At 59.0% G+C, this 18,049-nt stretch carries 16 protein-coding genes; 6 read left to right on the top strand and 10 right to left on the bottom strand.

The window, feature by feature from the left end:
• Window positions 1-9: 9 nt before the first annotated feature.
• On the top strand, window positions 10-153 hold the full coding sequence (locus tag ABL914_RS05775; RefSeq protein WP_391562281.1) for an SDR family oxidoreductase: 144 nt from the start codon (window positions 10-12) through the stop codon (window positions 151-153).
• Between the two features lie 286 nt (window positions 154-439).
• On the opposite strand, the gene ABL914_RS05780 is transcribed toward ABL914_RS05775, so the two are convergent.
• On the bottom strand, window positions 440-3,199 hold the full coding sequence (locus ABL914_RS05780; RefSeq protein ID WP_391562213.1) for a TonB-dependent receptor: 2,760 nt from the start codon (window positions 3,197-3,199) through the stop codon (window positions 440-442).
• Window positions 3,200-3,546: 347 nt separating this feature from the next.
• Between ABL914_RS05780 and ABL914_RS05785 the strand changes: the two genes are divergently transcribed.
• From ABL914_RS05785 to ABL914_RS05795, 3 genes are all read left to right on the top strand, one after another.
• Window positions 3,547-4,503 carry a cation diffusion facilitator family transporter gene (locus ABL914_RS05785; protein ID WP_391562214.1) on the top strand — a complete coding sequence of 319 codons (957 nt, stop codon included), beginning with the start codon at window positions 3,547-3,549 and terminating at the stop codon, window positions 4,501-4,503.
• A 78-nt stretch (window positions 4,504-4,581) separates the two neighbouring features.
• Window positions 4,582-5,082, top strand: a complete 501-nt coding sequence (locus tag ABL914_RS05790; RefSeq protein WP_391562215.1) for a DUF4440 domain-containing protein — start codon at window positions 4,582-4,584, stop codon at window positions 5,080-5,082.
• Window positions 5,082-5,741: a hypothetical protein gene (locus tag ABL914_RS05795; RefSeq protein WP_391562216.1), complete on the top strand. Its 660-nt coding sequence runs from the start codon at window positions 5,082-5,084 to the stop codon at window positions 5,739-5,741. The genes ABL914_RS05790 and ABL914_RS05795 overlap by 1 nt, the downstream gene beginning before the upstream one ends.
• Here the strand turns inward: ABL914_RS05795 and clpX are convergent.
• The 5 genes from clpX to ABL914_RS05820 all read right to left on the bottom strand — a co-directional run bounded on the left by clpX (window position 5,738) and on the right by ABL914_RS05820 (window position 9,513).
• Window positions 5,738-6,994, bottom strand: coding sequence for an ATP-dependent Clp protease ATP-binding subunit ClpX (gene clpX / locus ABL914_RS05800; protein ID WP_391562217.1), 1,257 nt, complete (start codon window positions 6,992-6,994; stop codon window positions 5,738-5,740). The two genes, ABL914_RS05795 and clpX, sit on opposite strands and share 4 nt — an antisense overlap.
• A 133-nt stretch (window positions 6,995-7,127) precedes the next feature.
• On the bottom strand, window positions 7,128-7,784 hold the full coding sequence (gene clpP / locus ABL914_RS05805) for an ATP-dependent Clp endopeptidase proteolytic subunit ClpP (protein ID WP_391562218.1): 657 nt from the start codon (window positions 7,782-7,784) through the stop codon (window positions 7,128-7,130).
• Window positions 7,785-8,063: 279 nt separating this feature from the next.
• A complete protein-coding gene (locus ABL914_RS05810) occupies window positions 8,064-8,411 on the bottom strand; it encodes a hypothetical protein (protein WP_391562219.1) in 348 nt (115 codons plus the stop codon).
• 56 nt (window positions 8,412-8,467) lie between these two features.
• On the bottom strand, window positions 8,468-8,956 hold the full coding sequence (locus ABL914_RS05815) for a DUF192 domain-containing protein (RefSeq protein ID WP_391562220.1): 489 nt from the start codon (window positions 8,954-8,956) through the stop codon (window positions 8,468-8,470).
• Window positions 8,953-9,513: a regulatory protein RecX gene (locus ABL914_RS05820; RefSeq protein ID WP_391562221.1), complete on the bottom strand. Its 561-nt coding sequence runs from the start codon at window positions 9,511-9,513 to the stop codon at window positions 8,953-8,955. The genes ABL914_RS05815 and ABL914_RS05820 overlap by 4 nt, the downstream gene beginning before the upstream one ends.
• Window positions 9,514-9,652: 139 nt before the next feature.
• On the opposite strand from ABL914_RS05820, the gene ABL914_RS05825 reads away from it, so the two are divergent.
• The gene (locus ABL914_RS05825; RefSeq protein WP_391562222.1) at window positions 9,653-11,413 is read left to right on the top strand and encodes a fatty acyl-AMP ligase; all 1,761 of its coding nucleotides are present in this window, start codon (window positions 9,653-9,655) and stop codon (window positions 11,411-11,413) included.
• A gap of 107 nt (window positions 11,414-11,520) precedes the next feature.
• Here ABL914_RS05825 and ABL914_RS05830 read toward each other — a convergent pair whose 3' ends face one another.
• Both ABL914_RS05830 and ABL914_RS05835 read right to left on the bottom strand, forming a co-directional pair.
• Window positions 11,521-12,165 carry a DsbA family protein gene (locus ABL914_RS05830; RefSeq protein WP_391562223.1) on the bottom strand — a complete coding sequence of 215 codons (645 nt, stop codon included), beginning with the start codon at window positions 12,163-12,165 and terminating at the stop codon, window positions 11,521-11,523.
• Window positions 12,162-12,620: a disulfide bond formation protein B gene (locus ABL914_RS05835; RefSeq protein WP_391562224.1), complete on the bottom strand. Its 459-nt coding sequence runs from the start codon at window positions 12,618-12,620 to the stop codon at window positions 12,162-12,164. Before ABL914_RS05835 ends, ABL914_RS05830 begins: the two co-directional genes overlap by 4 nt.
• Before the next feature lie 236 nt (window positions 12,621-12,856).
• Here ABL914_RS05835 and ABL914_RS05840 point away from each other — a divergent pair, with 236 nt between their 5' ends.
• Window positions 12,857-15,907, top strand: a complete 3,051-nt coding sequence (locus ABL914_RS05840) for a VIT domain-containing protein (RefSeq protein WP_391562225.1) — start codon at window positions 12,857-12,859, stop codon at window positions 15,905-15,907.
• Here ABL914_RS05840 and ABL914_RS05845 read toward each other — a convergent pair.
• Together ABL914_RS05845 and chrA are read right to left on the bottom strand one after the other, a co-directional pair.
• Window positions 15,900-16,631: a superoxide dismutase gene (locus ABL914_RS05845; RefSeq protein WP_391562226.1), complete on the bottom strand. Its 732-nt coding sequence runs from the start codon at window positions 16,629-16,631 to the stop codon at window positions 15,900-15,902. The genes ABL914_RS05840 and ABL914_RS05845 overlap by 8 nt on opposite strands.
• A gap of 17 nt (window positions 16,632-16,648) precedes the next feature.
• On the bottom strand, window positions 16,649-17,953 hold the full coding sequence (gene chrA, locus ABL914_RS05850; protein ID WP_391562227.1) for a chromate efflux transporter: 1,305 nt from the start codon (window positions 17,951-17,953) through the stop codon (window positions 16,649-16,651).
• Between the last annotated feature and the right edge of the window lie 96 nt (window positions 17,954-18,049).

Consider the following 18,049-nt stretch of genomic DNA (forward strand, 5'->3'; position numbering starts at 1 on the left):
AACGAGACGCTGGCGAACGTCTCGGCCATGCACCCGCTGGGCCACCTGGGAGAGCCGCAGAACGTGGCCGATGCCGTGGTGTTTCTCGCCAGCGACCGGGCGGCCTTTACCACCGGGAGCGAACTGGTGGTCGATGGGGGACTTTCAGCCTGAGCGCTGTGCGCAAGGCTGCGCAGGGTCTGATGAAAACTGGTTGATAGGCTGAACACTAGATCCTTCCCATTTTTGGCGAAGGCCACAAATGGGGAGGTGGATCGGCGTCATGCCGCTGGCGGAGGGGTTTCTACGCCGTCGCCCATGCCCCTCCGTCTGGGCCTGACGGCCCATCCACCTCCCGAAATGCGCCATTCGGCGAATTTGGGAAGGATCCAAGCAGCCCCAAAACGAAAAAGGGGCCGCCGCAGCGACCCCAGTTCCGTTTCGATTGCGCCTGACCAGATCAGAACTTGAAGGTGATTGTTGCACTAACAGTGCGCGGGGCACCGATTTGAACAAAGGGAACCGAGCCATAGCTCCACGTCCCAGTTGACTGGCTGAAGGAACCATTCGTGTTCTGATTGAGATTGCCGCCAAAGCCACCAACGTAAAACTGGTTGAACAAATTATACACATTCACTTGCAAGTAGGTTTCATCGTTTAGCCCAAGAAAGCCAAGCTTCACGCGGGCATCAAGATTGACCAGCCAGTATGCCGGAGCAGCTGACGGGAAAATCTGCGCGGTGCTAGCGATTTGAGTTGGGGACAAGACCGGGGCCACACAAGTGGTAGTGGTTGAGCAAGCCTTGGCACCGTTCGGGATGAACGAGCCGGTGTAAATAGCCTGGTTGGTGTCAAAAATGTAACGTTCCCCAGTGCGCTTGGCTGTGATGCCAAAGGCGATCGGCCCGACATCAAGATTTACCGTGCCGCCGAACGAATACCGAGGAGCCCCCGATTCACGCTTTCCTGCCGTGGGGGCGTAGATCACGGTTCCATCGAGGTTTCTTCCGATTTCTACATCATCCTTGATTTCCGATTTGAGGACCGAACCGAAGACATAAAAAGTCAGTCCAGCGGCGGGCTGGAACGCGATCGATCCATCAAGTCCGAACTTCTTCACGTTACCGAGGTTGCGATACAGCGTAGTGTTCAATTCAGGATCGTAGGCCGAAGCCAGGCGATTATGGAACTGGTTATAGAAGCCCGAAATCTGCGCCTGGATCTTTCCTGAACGGAAACGCAGACCGATGTCGAAGTTATCGGTGGTTTCAGGGCGCGGTGTGGCCTGTGAGGTTCCCAGCGGGAAGTAGAATGACTGATAGAGGTTATCAGTCCCAGGAACCGAAAGTCCCTGCGAGAAGTTTCCGAAAACACTAACATTGTCCATCGCATAGAACACGAAGCCAATGCTGGGAAGCAGCTTCGAATAGTTGTAAATGCGCTGCTGCGGAGCGGCAAAACCTGTTACGGCATTGGTTGTAGTGTTGTAACTATAAGTGTTCAACGTGCCATAAGCTGCGATTGTGGTGGGATCGTTTGCAATACAATCCACATCGCCACCGGCAGATGTAGTGAAGCAATTGTTGGTCAGATTCCGCCGGAAAAACGGGACACGCAAACCAGCATCGATCAGCAGATTCCCATCCATGAACTTGCCGATGTACTGCGCAGAGAACTGCTGAAGGATCGCCCAGGATAGGCGGTCACGCTTCTGCACTGCGAAACCAGTAGATGACGTCAACGGGCTATTCCCCGGAAACACGTCAAGTGGCGTTCCATTGGCGGCCACGCCGATCAGTTCACCAGTTTGGCGGTGGCGCGCCCGATCATAGGTATAGTTCAAACGGACGGTGTTATTTTCGTCAATCTTCCAGCGCAGACCAGCGATCACGCCGATCCGGTGCGTTTGCGTGTTGCTTGGTGCAATCAAGGTAACACCGCCGCCAGGCACGTTTGTGGCCGAAGCGGTGGTGCTGCAAGCCTGACCGGCAGCTGCGACCGTGCGGCACGTATCTAGCAGATCACCGTCGCCGTTGAGATCGCGCCCGAAATAGTAATTCCTTCCGATGAAGCCCGTGTAGTTGACCCCGCCCAAGGTGCGAAAGCCCTCGCGGCCCGTGACCGTTCCGCCGCCGTTAGCCTTTACGTACTGGAAGCTGGGATCAATCGTCAGCACCAAATCGTCACGCAGGGTAAACTTTGACTGCACACGAACGTTGCCGGTGTTCGAAGGGTTGAAACGCCGATCAAATTCGGTGCCGCAGGCATTGGTCACATCCTGAACTGCATTCGCCGCTACATCTGTGGTGCAGGGGTAAGCAATCAGGTACTCGCGCTCACCGGCATTCAGTGGATAGCGGTTGCTCGAACCTGAACCGACGCTACGTGCAGCCAGGTTGGTTGGCGATTGGGTCATGTCCCAGCGGAGCGGCAAAGAACCAAAGAAATTGTTGCGGTTCTGGTTGTAATGACCTGAAATTGAAACAAAATCTCCGCCGGACAGCGGCTGGTACAGCTTCGCATTGTACTGCTGCTTATCTACCCTGCCGTAGTTGTTAAACGGATTGTTGTTTGTTGTGCGGCTCATCGAGAAGTAGGCGCGGGTCCCACTTGCAGTAAATTCACCGGTTTCGATCTTGGTGAAAATACGCATAAAATCAAATTGTCCGAACGAGCCCGACATCGTAGCGCCGAAATGTGTATCGGGCTGTTTTGTCCGGTAGTTAACGGTGCCGCCCGCAGCCGAGGCGGTCGGACTGTCAACGTCAGTTGTACCCAGGTTTACATTGACCTGATCGATCAGTTCGGGATCGATTTGCTGATTTGAGTAAATCGCATAGTTGCCGGAATCGTTCAACGGAACACCATCGAAGGTCAGGCTGACCCGATCGGACGAGAAACCGCGAATGTTGAGTGTGCCGCCCGAGGAACCATAGGCATCGTTGTTCTGAAAGCTGACCCCAGGAACCTGATTGATGGTATCGAGAATGGTTTGGCCAGGGTTTTGACGTTGGATATTTTCTTGGGTCAACACCAACTTGGATTTGGCCGCGTCAGGCGCCGAAATTCCGCCAACTTCCTGCACCTTGGTCCGGCTGCCAGTTACAACAATTTGCGCTTCGGCATCGACCGAGCCAGTGGATTGAGCAATTGCGGGGCTGCTCATTGAAGCTGCACCGATCGCCACAGCGCTGGCGGCGAGGAAGAACTTGAGTTGCATGGTTACTGATTCCCCTTGTGGCCGAACCGATCAGCCTGATTTTCGCTTTGAAATTGCTAGAGGAAATTCGGCCCGCGAATCGCAGCCGCCCCCTTGTGTCCCCGTACATACAGGGGCCACAGCCGCAGCTAAACAAGTGGATGTGACGTTGCTATGACACGCATCGGGACAGTCCAGTGCGGACTCGCGGCGATTGGTAATGTCGTTACAAAAGTCTGGGAAAGCGCGTAACTAAGTTGCTGCATTTGGTTAAATCCACCATGTCTGCCCAAACTATCCCCGCTCTGCGCACAGACGATTCTTGCTGCACTGCGGCATTTGTGCAACGCTGAACGGGAAAGAGGGCTATGGGCGGCGCGCACCACACATCTCACGGGAACCACCATGGGCATGGCCATCACTATGGGCATGGGCATGGGCATCACCACGCCCCATCAAGCCACGGCACGGCATTTGGCATCGCAATTGCGCTCAATTCGCTGTTCGTGGTGGCCGAAGTGGTGGCCAGCTACCTCAGCGGGTCAACTGCGCTGCTGGCTGATGCCGGGCACAATCTGGGCGATGTCCTGTCGTTGCTGTTGGCCTGGGGGGCCAGTGTGCTGGCCGCACGGCCAGCTGGGCCGGGATTTACCTATGGCCTCAAATCAAGCTCGATCCTGGCCGCGATCGCCAATGCCGCGCTGCTGTGGGTGGCCTTGGGCGCCGTATTGCTGGAAACAATCCGGCACCTGTGGATCCCGCGCGAGGTTGACGGCCCGCTGGTTATGGCGGTGGCCGCAGCGGGGATCGTGATCAACGTAGCCTCGGCGCTGCTGTTTGCGCGCGGCCGCAAGACCGACCTTAATCTGGCCGCCGCATTCCAGCACCTGATGGCCGATGCAGTGGTTTCGGCCAGCGTGGTTTTTGCCGGGCTGGTGATTTTCTTGACCGGGCAGAACTGGATCGATCCAGTGACCAGTCTGGTGATCACCGTTGGCCTGGCCTGGGGCAGCTGGGACCTGCTGAAAGATGCGGTCAAGATGGGGCTCCTGGCCGTGCCGCGCCATATCGACGAAGGATCGGTGCGGACCTTCCTGAACGCACAGCCGGGCGTTGATGCAGTCCACGATCTGCATATCTGGGGAATGAGCACCACCGAAAGCGCGCTGACCGCGCACCTGGTGATGCCGCAAGGCAACCCGGGCGACGCTTTTTTGCACGGCCTGGCCCACGAATTGGAGCAGCAGTTCGGGATCCACCATGCAACCGTCCAGGTGGAAACGACATTCGCCGATTGCAGCTTGCATCAGGGGCACCAGCACTGACATTTCGTTCATGCCGGGTTCGGGCTGCAAAGCTTAGGCCCGGCCAATCGCCTACGGGCGCATCCGGAGTAGTTTGATATGGCCTTTTCGCGTGATTTCTCCCTTCTTGCCGGCGCGCTTGCCGCCGTAGCCATTGTCGCTCCTGCAATCGCGCAGGACGCCAAGGCCATGCTCGAGCCGCGCTATGCCGTGCTGCACGCCGCGTCCGATGCGCGCGATGCGGCCGCTTTGGCCAAGGTGCTGACCGCCGATTACGAGATGATCGACATCCAGGGCGAAACCCATACAATGGCCGAAATGTCGGAAATGCTGGCCAAGATGCCGCAGGATCCGAACATGAAGCCCAAGTACACCATGCTTGAAGCCACGATCACAGCCGCCGGCGCCACAGTGAAACAGCAGATGGACCTGCACCTATCGCGCCCGATGGAAGATGGCACCACGGCTGAGATGGACGTAACCATCATTTCCGAAGACGCCTGGGTGCAGCGCGGCGGAACCTGGATGCTGCAAAAAACGGTCCAGAAGGACATTTCCGTATCCAAGGACGGCGAGGTGGTGTTCCACCAGGCTGTTTGATGCGGTCTTTGCCGATCCTGACTGCGATGGCGGTGCTGCTTGCAGCGCCGCCGGTATTTGCGCGAGAGCGCCAGCATGTTTGTTTCGGTCAGGCCACCGGGGCGCTGGGCGAGCGGGTTGATGTCAACATCTATCTGACGCCTGGCGGCCACCGGGTTGCAACCACGGCGTCATGGGATCCGCCAATGCCGGACATACCCGAAAGAACCCGCGCTGCGCAGCCCGACCTGGCAGTATCCTTCCTGTTGGCCGAACCGACGGCAACAGGGATCGGCCCAATTGGCGATGGACTGTTGATGGTTGCGGCCTTCAGCCCGCCAGGCAAACGCGGCCCGGCCCCTGCTCGACAACTTGAAGGCCTGACGGCCGAAATCTCATTCGATGCCGGCCCAGCCGTTCGGATTGCGCTGTCCCAGCGCCCTGGGATCGAAAATCTGCCAATGACGGCGAGTCGCTCAGCTGTAATGCCAACCATTCCAATGGGAGCGCAGATTGTAACCATCAGACTGGTCGATCACAAACGGCGTCCGGTTATGACTGCCCGTTACGACATCTCCGGGAATGGCGACCGAACGGCGCTGTTCAATACAGCCTGGCTAGCTGCCGAGAGCGCGGCAATGCACCCCGAAAGCTGCGAGCTGACGACAGAAGGCGCCTAAGCCGCCTCTTCCTTGCCTTTCAGCACCCGCACCGGTTCCTTGCGGCCTTCGACCACATCCTTGTCCACTACCACTTCGGCAATGCCCTGTTCGGTCGGGATGTCGAACATCGTATCAAGCAGCAGGCCTTCAACGATCGAACGAAGCCCACGCGCGCCGGTTTTGCGTTCGATCGCTCTTTTGGCGATTGCTTCCAGGGCATCTTCGGTGAAGGTCAGCGCAACGTCTTCCAGGTCGAACAGCCGGGCATATTGCTTGATCAGCGCGTTCTTGGGCTCTTTCAGAATCTTGACCAGCGCCTCAACATCAAGGTCTTCCAGCGTTGCAATCACCGGCAGCCGGCCGACGAATTCCGGGATCAGCCCGAATTTCAACAGATCTTCAGGCTCAGCTTTTTGGAGCAATTCGCCAACCTTGCGCTTTTCAGGATCCGCAACGTGCGCACCAAACCCGATCGAGCGTTTTTGCAGGCGGTCTGAAATGATCTTTTCCAGGCCCGCAAAAGCCCCGCCACAGATGAACAGGATGTTGGTGGTATCGACCTGCAGGAATTCCTGCTGCGGATGCTTGCGCCCGCCCTGCGGAGGCACAGAAGCGGTGGTGCCTTCCATCAGCTTGAGCAGCGCCTGCTGCACCCCCTCGCCCGAAACGTCGCGGGTGATGCTGGGGTTTTCGGCTTTGCGGCTGATCTTGTCGATCTCGTCGATATAGACGATCCCGTGCTGGGCCTTTTCAACGTTGTAATCGCTGGCCTGAAGCAGCTTGAGAATGATGTTTTCCACGTCTTCGCCAACGTAACCAGCCTCAGTCAGCGTGGTCGCATCGGCCATGGTAAAGGGCACATCAAAGGTTTTGGCCAGCGTTTGCGCCAGCAGAGTCTTGCCGCAGCCGGTCGGGCCGACCAGCAGGATGTTGGACTTCGAAAGTTCAACCTCGCCGCCCTTGCCGCCGTGCTTGAGGCGCTTGTAGTGATTGTGCACAGCAACCGAAAGCACGCGCTTGGCACGGCTTTGGCCGATCACGTAATCGTTAAGCGTTTCACAGATATCGCGCGGGCTGGGCACATCGCCGCCCTTTTTGCCGGCGATCCCGGCCTTGGTTTCCTCACGGATGATATCGTTGCACAGTTCAACGCATTCATCGCAGATGAACACGGTTGGCCCGGCGATAAGCTTCCTCACCTCGTGCTGTGATTTGCCGCAGAAGCTGCAATACAGTGTGCTTTTGGTGTCTGATCCGCTCAGTTTCGTCATGCTCGCTTCTCTTCACCCTGATCGCACAAGGATTCGCGCCGAGTGTAAGGCGGCGCAGACAATTATCAATCCTGCCATAGCACGGTCATATTGACCGACGCTGAAGTGGCAGGGTTAGCAAAGACTTTCCAGCCTAGTCCGGCGCGCCGCCCGAACCCTTTTCACCGCTGCCCGGCTCTTCGCCTTCGGGGCGGGTGTTGAACACCTTGTCCACCAGCCCAAATTCCTGGGCTTCGTTGGCGCTCATCCAGGTATCGCGGTCCATTGCATCAGCAACCTGCTTGACCGTTTTACCGGTGTAGCTGGCGTAGAGTTCATGCATGGTGTGCTTGAGCCGGAGGATTTCCTTGGCCTGGATTTCGATATCCGAAGCCATCCCGCGCGCCCCGCCCGAAGGCTGGTGGATCATGATCCGCGCCTGCGGCAGGGCAACCCGCATCCCCGGTTCACCAGCGGCAAGCAGGAAGCTGCCCATCGAGCAGGCTTGGCCGATGCAGACAGTCGCAACCTTGGGCTTGATGTATTGCATGGTATCGTGGATCGCCATGCCGGCCGTAACCACGCCGCCCGGCGAATTGATATACATCGAGATATCCTTTGAAGGATTCTCACTTTCCAGAAACAGCAACTGGGCCACGATCACGCTGGCCATGTGATCTTCAACCTCACCCGTCACGAATATGATCCGTTCGCGCAGCAACCGCGAATAAATATCAAAGCTGCGTTCACCGCGGCTTGATTGCTCAACCACCATCGGGATCAGCGCACCGGTTACGGGGTCCTGGGTCATTGCGTTGCCGGGGCGGTTGTAAGGGTCGAACATGGGGATCCTCGTCTGGTTGGTTTGCCTATGTCGGACCTCACGGCGCGATGTTCAAGGGCGTTAACCTGATCGGCCGAAATTCCGGCCGGACGGTTTGCTGTGGGGGAAACGGGGAGAGAGCAAGGCCGTCCGGCCGGTTTTGAGGCAGCAGTTACGTGCTGCCAGACCTCTCTAGCCACAAGAGGCTAATGGGCGGTAAAGATGCAATTGTTATTTAAGGAAAAATAGATTCCGCCCAGCCCGTGATCAGCACAGTTTCCCAGTCAATTCATCGAGCCGCCTTGACTGATCGTGGACATTGCTGACCAGCTGGCCCAGCTTATCGCGATCGCCTTGCGGCCAATCAGTTTGCGCACGTTGCAGCGCTGCATCGTAAAAACCAACAGCCTTGGCCATTTCGCCCTGGGCCTGGCGGGCCCACTGGCATTTTTCCTTACGCGCACTGACCCGCGATGAGAGATCCACTGATGAGGCCGCCAATTGCAGATAATAACTGGCCGAATCGAGCAGGCTGGTAACAGCATCGGCCCTGGCTGGGCTTGGCGCGGAAATCGCCAGCAGGCTGGCTGCGGCGAGCGAAAAGAAACGCTTCATGCTTATCTCCACCATATCGCGCGCCTGAAACCGGCTTTATCAAGCCTGCGGCACGATTACCACTGAACTATGTCGCCCGCGGCTAACCCCAGTTCCGCAGCCCGGCCGCCAGGAATTTCCAGAACTGCCTTCACCGCACCTTCCGACCTTAGCTTGCTTTCATCATAAGGCACCGCATTCGCAGCAATGTTGGCGATCTGGCCATCAGGCGCGATGAACAGCAGATCGAGCGGGATCACCGTGCCCTTCATCCAGAAACTGGCCTGTTTGGCCGGGGTAAACGGGAACAGCATTCCTTCATCCGGCCCCAGTGCGGTGCGGAACATCAGACCCTTAGCCTGTTCCTGCTGGCTTTGCGCCAGTTCGGCCTTGACGGTGTGGAGCTTGCCGGCGTGCGTGATCGCAACTGCGATTACCCGCAGCCCGCTTGCCGGATGGACCGCGGTCACAGTTGGCACCGTGGGCGCTGGATCGCCTTCTTGCGCCTTGCAGCCCGCCAGCGCGAGCGTGAGTGCAAGTGCGGCCAGTGCATTCCGGTGCTTCATTCCACTTCCTCCATGGCCCAGTCCTCAGCCGCATCGATGCTCGTGGCTTCCAGTACCGCGCGGGCCAGGTCCATCGGATGCCCGGCGCGCAGCATTGCGGCGAGCTGTTTCTGGCGCAAGTTACGATCAGGAGTTTCGGCACTATAGGGGCCAAACCGGCGCTTTTTGGCCATGGCCAGCGCGGCGGCGCGCTGCGCGTCGGGGGCAGCGCGCACTTCCTCACGCACCTCTTCGGCGATCCCGGCTGCACCCAAGGCCTGATTGACCCGCCGCTGGCCATAGCCGCGCCGCAGCAGGCTGCCGCTTTTGGCGCGGGCATAGGCTTCGTCGTCAATATAGCCCGCCGCCACAAAGCGTTCGACCAGCGCGGGAATTTCCGGATCGCCTTCACCATCCCAGCCCCTCTCCCGCAGTTTGCGGCGCAGATAGTCCGCCAGTTTGGCCGCGCTAGTCGCGAACCGCGCCACATAGTGCAGCGCCAGGTCGTTCAATCGCACCGGATTGAGCGGCTTTGGTTGGCGCTTTTCGCGGGAATTGGGGCGGGGTTTGGTAAACATCGGCCTTATTCGTGCCACACTCGCGCGCAAATGGGGAGGCCGGTGTTACGGGTCCTTTCGAGGGCCCGTTACGGATTCAGGATGTAACAGGCCAGTGCGATACGGTCCTTTGCATTGAAATAGAACGGGTTATTCGCGCATGACAGACGCCGCCACGCTAGTGAACGACGCTGAAGGGGCCCTGGTCCCAACCCCCAATCAAGATGATCTTCCGCGCCGACTTTCCACATTTGCCACATTTGGCGAAGCGCTGGACTATGCCGCGAGCGGCAAACGCGGGATGAATTTTCACGATCCACGCGGCACGCTGAAACTGGTCTATCCGTTCAGCGCACTGCGCGAAGATGCGCTTGGCATGGCCCGGCGGCTGGCCGCACATGGCCTGAAAAAGGGTGACCGGGTGGCGCTGATCGCCGAAACCGGACCCGAATTCGCTGCGCTGTTTTGCGGCTGCATCTATGCCGGTCTGTGGCCGGTCCCGCTGCCGTTGCCGACCAGTTTTGGGGGCAAGGACGCATATGTCGATCAGTTGGCGGTGCAGCTGGCCAGCAGCGATCCTGCAATCCTGTTCTATCCGGCCGAAATTGGCGAGCTGACCCATCCTGCGGCCGATCGGCAAGGCTGCCAGGGGATGAGCTGGCAAGAATTTGCCGCCCGCCCCGATGCGGCTTGTGATCTGCCCCAGACCAGCGGCGATGATATCTGCTATCTGCAGTATTCCAGCGGCTCTACCCGCTTTCCGCACGGCGTTGCTGTAACCCATGCCTCGTTGCTCAACAATCTGGCCGGGCACGGCGAGGGCATGCTGATTGAGCCTGATGACCGCTGCGTTTCGTGGTTGCCGTGGTATCACGATATGGGCCTGGTCGGCTGCTTCCTCTCGCCGATCGCCAATCAGGTTTCGGCTGACTACCTCAAGACCGAAGATTTCGCCCGGCGCCCGCTTGCCTGGCTGGATCTGATCAGCCGCAATCCCGGCACAACACTAAGCTATTCGCCAACTTTCGGGTATGATATCTGCGCGCGCCGCATCTCCAGCCAGAGTCACGTTTCGGAGCGGTTTGACCTGTCGCGCTGGCGGATTGCCGGCAACGGCGCCGATATGATCCGCCCCGATGTGATGCAGGGATTCGTCAACGCCTTCGCCGAAGCCGGCTTCAAGGCCAGCGCGTTTTTGCCAAGCTATGGCCTGGCCGAAGCCACCCTGGCGGTCACCATCATGCCGCCGGGCGAGGGGATCCGGATTGAGCTGGTTGAGGAGGAACGGCTTTCTGGAACGTCCCGCGATCTGAGCCGTCCGGCGCGTTACCGCGCGATCGTCAACTGCGGCAAGGCCGTAAAGGACATGAAGATCGAAATCCGCGGTGAGCACGGCAGCGTTCTGCCCGATCACCATATCGGCAAAGTCTGGTGCAAGGGCCCCAGTGTGATGGTGGGCTATTTCCGTGATGCCGAAGCCACCGCCGAATGCATGGTTGGTGGCTGGCTGGATACCGGCGATATGGGCTATCTGGTTGATGGCTATCTGTTTATCGTCGGCCGCGCCAAAGACATGATCATCATCAACGGCAAGAACCATTGGCCGCAGGATATCGAATGGGCGGTCGAACAACTGCCCGGCTTCAACCACGGCGATATCGCGGCGTTCTCGGTTGAAACCGATGCGGGCGAAGAATCGGTCGCGGTGCTGGTCCACTGCCGGGTTTCCGATCCCGAAGAACGCCAGAAGCTGCACGATACAATCCGCGATAAAGTGCGTTCTATCCTGGGCCACCCGGCGATTGTCGAACTGGTCCCCCCGCGCACCCTGCCCCGCACTTCGTCGGGCAAACTCAGCCGGGCCAAGGCCAAGAAGCTTTACCTTTCGGGTGAGATTGAACCGATCAAGCTGGCGGCCTAGGGTCAGCACAAGGGGCACAGCGGCAAACTGCGGGATAGCTGAGTTTGGATTGGGTGCGGCCAGTAAGGCGCTGCAGCAATTTCGCAGGCACCCCTCGCAACCTGCGATTACTGCCCTACCTCTGCCAAAACCATATCGTAAAGTTGCTGTTTCCCGAATGATAGCAATGGCTTGCCGTTTACAAAGAAAGTCGGGGTTTTCGATACGCCGGCAGATTTCGCATCGGCAAGATCCTGTTGAATTACCCTATCGACCTCAGGTGACAGCGCATCCGTTTTGGCCTTGGGTAGATCAAGGCCCGCTTCACCGGCCAGTTCCCACGCGCGCGCAATGTTGGGCTCGCCATGGGCGGCCCATTCACTCTGCTTTTCCAGCAAGACAAACAGAACGCTTTCGAATTTGTTCTGCCGGCGTGCTGCTTCAAGAATCCTTACAGCGTCTTCAGAGCCTGGATGAAAAGTTGCATATCGCAGGACAACGCGGACCTTGCCCTGATGGTCCCCGATAATTTCTTCAACAAGCGGGAAAAATTCGCGGCAGGTTTCGCACATCGGATCGAAAAATTCGGTGACGGTTACATTTGCGGTTTCGGGGCCAAGGATTGGTGAATGCGGCCTGACCAGAACGCTATCCCCGCCGGGCCCGATACCTTGCGCGAAATCCGGCGCAGGCTTGGTATAAAAAATGGAGCCCAAAATGAAAATGGCAACGGCAACGAAACCAGCCAGAAATACCATTGTACGCCGTGTCATATTTTGACTCTCCGCATCATAAAATAGTTCAAGGCAACAATACCAAAAAATGCCCCTAGTGAGAGGATCGGCAGCGGCACCAGGCCGAAGATATCCATATCACTACTGGCGCACGAAACACCTTGGCTACAAGGTGCGAGATTTTCAGAGATCACACCGACATAAATTAGCGAATGATAGAATGAAAATAGCGCCCCGATTCCAGCGAGCGGGATTGAATACCGCCAGATCGCAAAATCACTGCGAAATGCTGCGATGCCCAAAATGGCGGCTAGAGGAAACATGAACGCCCTTTGATACCAGCACAAAATGCAGGGCGTTTGTCCCATTATTTCCCCGACAAATATCACACCCAGCGTTGAGACGGCCGCAATACACCACGCCAGAAACAAACATACCCAAGCGGGCTCATCGCCTTTGGTGGAATCTGGCTTCAGGCTCTCTACTCCAGCCATTTGCGTGTTGTTCGTCCGGTCCATCCGGCCAATCTAACCAGAAGCTTGGCCGACACAACACAGGATTTCGGCCACCTGACTGGTTCAAATGGCGAAATTCTGATCCTGTTTTCGGTGATGGCTGCACGCATCCCACGCATTTGGCCCTCCGTGATACAAGGTAACATTTAGCCGTTGCCAAGCCCTCGCCGCTGGCGCAAAGTCCTCGCAACAAAAGGGACTTGGGGAGTCGGGTGATGGGCTGGATCCGCAATTTTCTGGCAATGCTGGTGCTGATGGTAGCCTTTGTCGCGCCGGCCGATCCTACGCCCAAGGAACTCGGTATCCTGCTGAGCGCGGCTGCGCGCGGCGTAAACGACGAACCCGATCCAGCTGCTGCACGTCAGCGGCTGCGGATCGCTGATCTGGTGATCGATGCCAAAGTGGTCGGGCCGATGGCCGACGTGCAGATCGATATGCTGATCGAAAGCAACGAGCAGGGTGACAGTACCGAGCAGGAAGCCCGGCTGGTAATGGCCCTGCCCACCGATGCCGTGGTCACCGGTTATGCGCTGGATGTGGCGGGCAATCTGATCCCCGGTCAGCTGATCGAACAGGCCAAGGCCCGCAACGTGTATGAGGATACCGTGCGGCGCGGGATTGATCCCGGGCTGGCCGAAGTAACCGCGCAGAACAAATTCCAGACCCAGATCTATCCCGTGACCAAGGCAATGCCGCGGCGTTTCAGGCTGCGTTTTTCGGCACCGTTCGATCCCGCCCGCGGCCTGATCCTGCCGCTTGATACGGAACTTCCGGTTGGCAAGGTAAAGATCAGCCTGACCGCGCAGGGATTTGCCGATGCCCCCGCGCTGCGGTTTGCAGGGCAAGAGATCAAGCTGCATCGTCAGGGCGCGATCTGGCAAGGCAGCACCCTGGCCAGTGCCAGCCGGATGACAGGCGGGCTGGTGCTGGCGGGCGGGCGACCAGAAGCACCGATCCAGGTGCTGCGCCACGCCAATGGCCGGCGGTTTTTTGTGATTTCGGATCAGGCCCCGGCAGCCAGCCTTGGAGTAAAGCAAGGTGAGCGGCTACGGGTCTACTGGGACCGTTCACTATCGCACAAACTGGCAGGGACCGGTGACGAGGCCAATGCACTGGCCGCGCTTGTTGCCAGAACCAATCCGGTTGCGATCGATCTGGTGACTTTCTCCAGCGGGGAACCCCAAGTGACCACGCTGGCTGACGGCCCTGCGCTGATCCGGACGCTGGCCGGCGTAACCTATCGCGGCGGAACCTCTCTGGCCGGGTTGGAAGACCTCAAGCTGGCCGATGCCGGGCGCTGCGTGATGGTCTCTGATGGCCGGGTGACTATCGATCATGCCGCTGCATTCCGGCCTGATTGCCGCTTGTTTACACTGTCTGCCGATCCTGCTGCCGATGCCGCGCGGCTTGGCCGGATTGCCCAGCGCCAGCAGGGCAAATTCGTGCGGATTGCCAAAGGCCAAGGTCCAGAAGCCGTCGCCGCGATGACAGGCAGCAACTATACCGTGGTTTCAGTGCGCGATGGCGAGGGCGGTAAAGTGGCCTGGCGCGCATTGGCCGCGCCCGAAGGCAAATGGCTGCTGGTGGGCGAAATGCCCGATGACTACACCCTGCCCTCTTCCGCCCCACTGACCATTCGGGTTGCCCGGCCTGATGGGCGAGTGATCCAGCAGCAGTACCCCACCGCAAGCCTGGGCCAGCCGCTGGATGCTGCGGGCGCGCTATGGGCCAGCGATAAAGTGTCCGAGCTGAGCTCAGATCCGGCCGATCACGCTGCCATGGTCAAGATGTCACGCGCGTTTCAGGTGGCGGGACCGGCGATGTCGTTCCTGGTGCTCGACAATCCGCAGCAATACCTTGCGGCCGATATCGCGCCGCCGCCGGGATTCCCGAAGGATTGGATGGAGCAGTATCAGCAAGGCAAGGCTGAGCGCAGCAAGGCCAAGCGCAGCGCCGATGATCGCCGCCTTCAGACGGTGGTGGAACGCTGGAAGGAACGCCGCGAATGGTGGAACCAGAAGTTCACTCCGCCCCCGCCGCGTTCGAAGCGCGAACAGGATCAACAGGGCGGTGAAGCCGCCGAAGAAGCTGGCGCACCGCCCCCTGCCCCGCCTCCGGGCGCTCCGCCGGCGCCAGCCCGGCTTACTACTGTTACAGCCGCAGATGCCGCGCCAGCCAATAGGGATGGCGGTGCTGATGAAGAAGCATCACCGCAAATCGTTGTCACTGGCAGCAGGATCGATGGTCCCAATCTTTCCAGCGCGATTCCCGTTACCTCCGTTTCGGGACAGGATAACGCCTCTGTAGAAGTTAAGCTTGAAGCCATGCTGGCCGATCGGGCGTACCTTAAGGCGCTTGATGCCGCCGCGCCCGATCAGCGGCTGGCTGCGCTGGCCAAACAGGAAGCAGAATTCGGCACCCTGCCCGCGTTCTATTTCGATGTGGCCGAATGGTTCCGTCTGAAAGGCGATTTTGCCACGGCGCGCGAATTGCTGCTTTCGGCGTTGGAGTTTGCCGAAAGCAATGATGAAACGCTGCAAATCGTGGCATTCCGGCTTGAGCGTGACGGGGAATATGACCGCGCTGTGCAGCTGGCCGAACGCTTTGCTGCGGGCGCCAGCTTTCGCCCGCAGCCCCAGCGTGTGCTGGCGTTGGCATTGGCGGCGCGCGGAAAGGCGCGCGGCAAGGCCGGGCTAGCCGATCTGGAGCGGGCTTTTGGTCTGCTGGTCAGGGTTGCACTTGATCCCGAATATGCCGGTGGCGATTTCGATGGGCTGGAAGTGATCGCACTGATGGAAGCCAATTCCTTGATCCCGGTGATCGACGCCTGGGACGGCGAATGGGAGCTGGATCCGCGTCTGGTCGGCCTGCTGGATACCGACGCCCGGATCGTGATCGAATGGACGGCGGACGATGCCGATATTGATCTGTGGGTGGATGAACCCTGCGGTGAGCGGGTAATGTACAGCAACAATCGCTCCGCATCCGGCGGGCAGATATCAAACGATATGACCGACGGCTATGGGCCTGAAGAATACGCGATCCGCCGCGCGCCGAAAGGCGAATACCGGGTCCGGATCAACGGCTATGATGCCGATCGGATCAACCCCAATGGTGCCGGCCATGTACTGGTTAGGCTGGGGCGCAATTTCGGCCGACCCAATGCGGCTCAAACGCTGGTTGATGTTGATCTCAGTTTTCAGAACGGCGCAAATCGCGATTCCACGCGCCGGGCCAAGCCAATCGCCGTGCTGACGGTTAACTGAGCGCAATCTTGAATCTGGCTTCAGCAACCTTCCAATCAATGTTGCGCATGAAGGCATCGACATATTTGGCCGCAGCGCTGCCATAGTCCATGTGGAATGCATGTTCATACATATCGAGCACCAGCAGCGGCGCACTATCTGCCGGGCCGTTGGTGTGATCCCAGGCCCAGTAATTGTGGAGCGAGCCAGTGTGCCGGTTCCAGGCAAGTATGCACCAGCCTGAGCCGCCCGCCAGCGCCATGGCGGTGCGGCGGAATTCTGCTTCCCAGGCTTCGAACGAGCCAAACCCCAGCGCCAGCCGATCACGCAGCGCGCCCTGCGCTGTTCCAACACCAGCGCCGCCGAATTGCTCAAAATAAAGCTCGTGCAGCACTACTGATCCTGTTCTGTGCAGTTCCTCGCGCTTGAGCCCGCCGTAGGCTGCTGCCGGAAAATCCTTATCCGTCATTGCCGACGCCAGCCGCCCTTCGATCATGTTGAGAGCCTTGACCGAGCCCTGGTAATTGTTCTCCCAGTGCGAACGGATCAGTTTTTCAGACAGACCATCGAGCGTGGCAGGATCAAACGCCAGCGGACGCGGCTGGTGGGTAGCTGAAAATGCCGGGGTGGGCTTGCGCGGTTCGGAAACTGCTGCTGGCTGTGCCACGGCGGGACTTGCCGCCGCGCCTGCGGCCAATCCCACGGCAATCCCGCCAATTGCCTTGCGGCGTGAAATATCGGTCATACCCTATTGCCTCCTGTTCAAGGCACCATGCCCAGCAGCAATCCTCCGGCGGCGCCAATCGCCAATACCCGGATAATGTTCCACCTCGCACCGAAAATCAGCAATCCGGCAATTATAGCCAGCACTGTCGCGCGCCAATCGAGGCTGGCCAGCAATGGCGCTTCGAAGTGCAGCGGGCCAAGCGAAACTTTCTGCCCGGCATTGAACAGCACATACAGCGCAAACCATAGTGAGAGGTTGGCGATCACCCCCACTACAGCTGCGGTGATCGCCGCCAGGGCTCCTTTTAGCCACGGCGAGCGTTCCAGCCGCTCCATCCATGGGGCCAGTGTGAAAATCCACAGGAAGCACGGCACGAACGTGACCCATGTGGTGAGCAAGGCACCGATCAGCCCGCCTACCAGCGGCGTGAACGGTTCTGGTTCGCGGAATGCAGCCAGATAACCGACGAATTGCGTGACCATGATCAGCGGCCCGGGCGTGGTTTCCGCCAGGCCCAGCCCATCGGCCATTTCGCGCGCGCTTAGCCAATGGTGATTCTCAACCGCTTGCTGCGCCATATAGGCCAACACCGCATAGGCCCCGCCAAATGTGACCACCGCCAGCTTGGAAAAAAATACGCCGATCTGCCAAAGAACGTGGCCCTTCGGCAGTGTCACCGCGATCAGGGCCATCGGCATCGCCCACAGCACGCCAAAGCCGGCGATAGCAGACACACTTTGCCGCCATGGGCGCCCGCCAAGATCGTGGGCCATGCCAACCGGCTTCAGCGCCAGCCAATCAGGCCGCAAAATGGTGGCTGCCATGCCCAGCATTGCAGCCACCAGCAGCACCAAAGGGAACGGTGCCGAAAACGCAAACAGCGCGGCAAAAGCCAAAGCCGCGATGACGGATTTGAAGCGTGTGTTCAGCGCCCGGCCCGCAACCCGCAGCAACGCCTGCACAACTACTGCCAGCACTGCCGCCTTGATTCCCAAAAACAGTGCTGAAAACCAGCCAAGGTGCGCCGCAAAGCCATAAAGCACTGATAGCGCAAGAATAACCAAAGCGCCGGGGATAACGAACAACAGGCCAGCCGCCAGCCCACCCTTCAACCCGTGCAGCTTCCACCCGATCCAGATCGCCAGTTGCTGTGCTTCGGGGCCCGGCAGCAGGTGGCACAGGTTTAACGCGTGGAGATACTGTTCCTCGCTAACCCACCTGCGTTCTTCCACAATCTCTCGGTGCATCAGCGCAATCTGCCCGGCTGGCCCGCCAAAGCTGAGGCAACCGATCCGGGCGGAGAGCCGAACCAGCTGATCGAAAGTGGGATCATTCGTCATCGCACAACGCTAGGTCAACGGCGCGCAATTGCAACAGCTTGTCCTTGCCCAGCGTGTCTTATTTCGATAACACAGCTTGCAACTCAGCCAAGGCCG

Source organism: Novosphingobium sp. (assembly GCF_040079535.1).
GTDB lineage: Bacteria > Pseudomonadota > Alphaproteobacteria > Sphingomonadales > Sphingomonadaceae > Novosphingobium.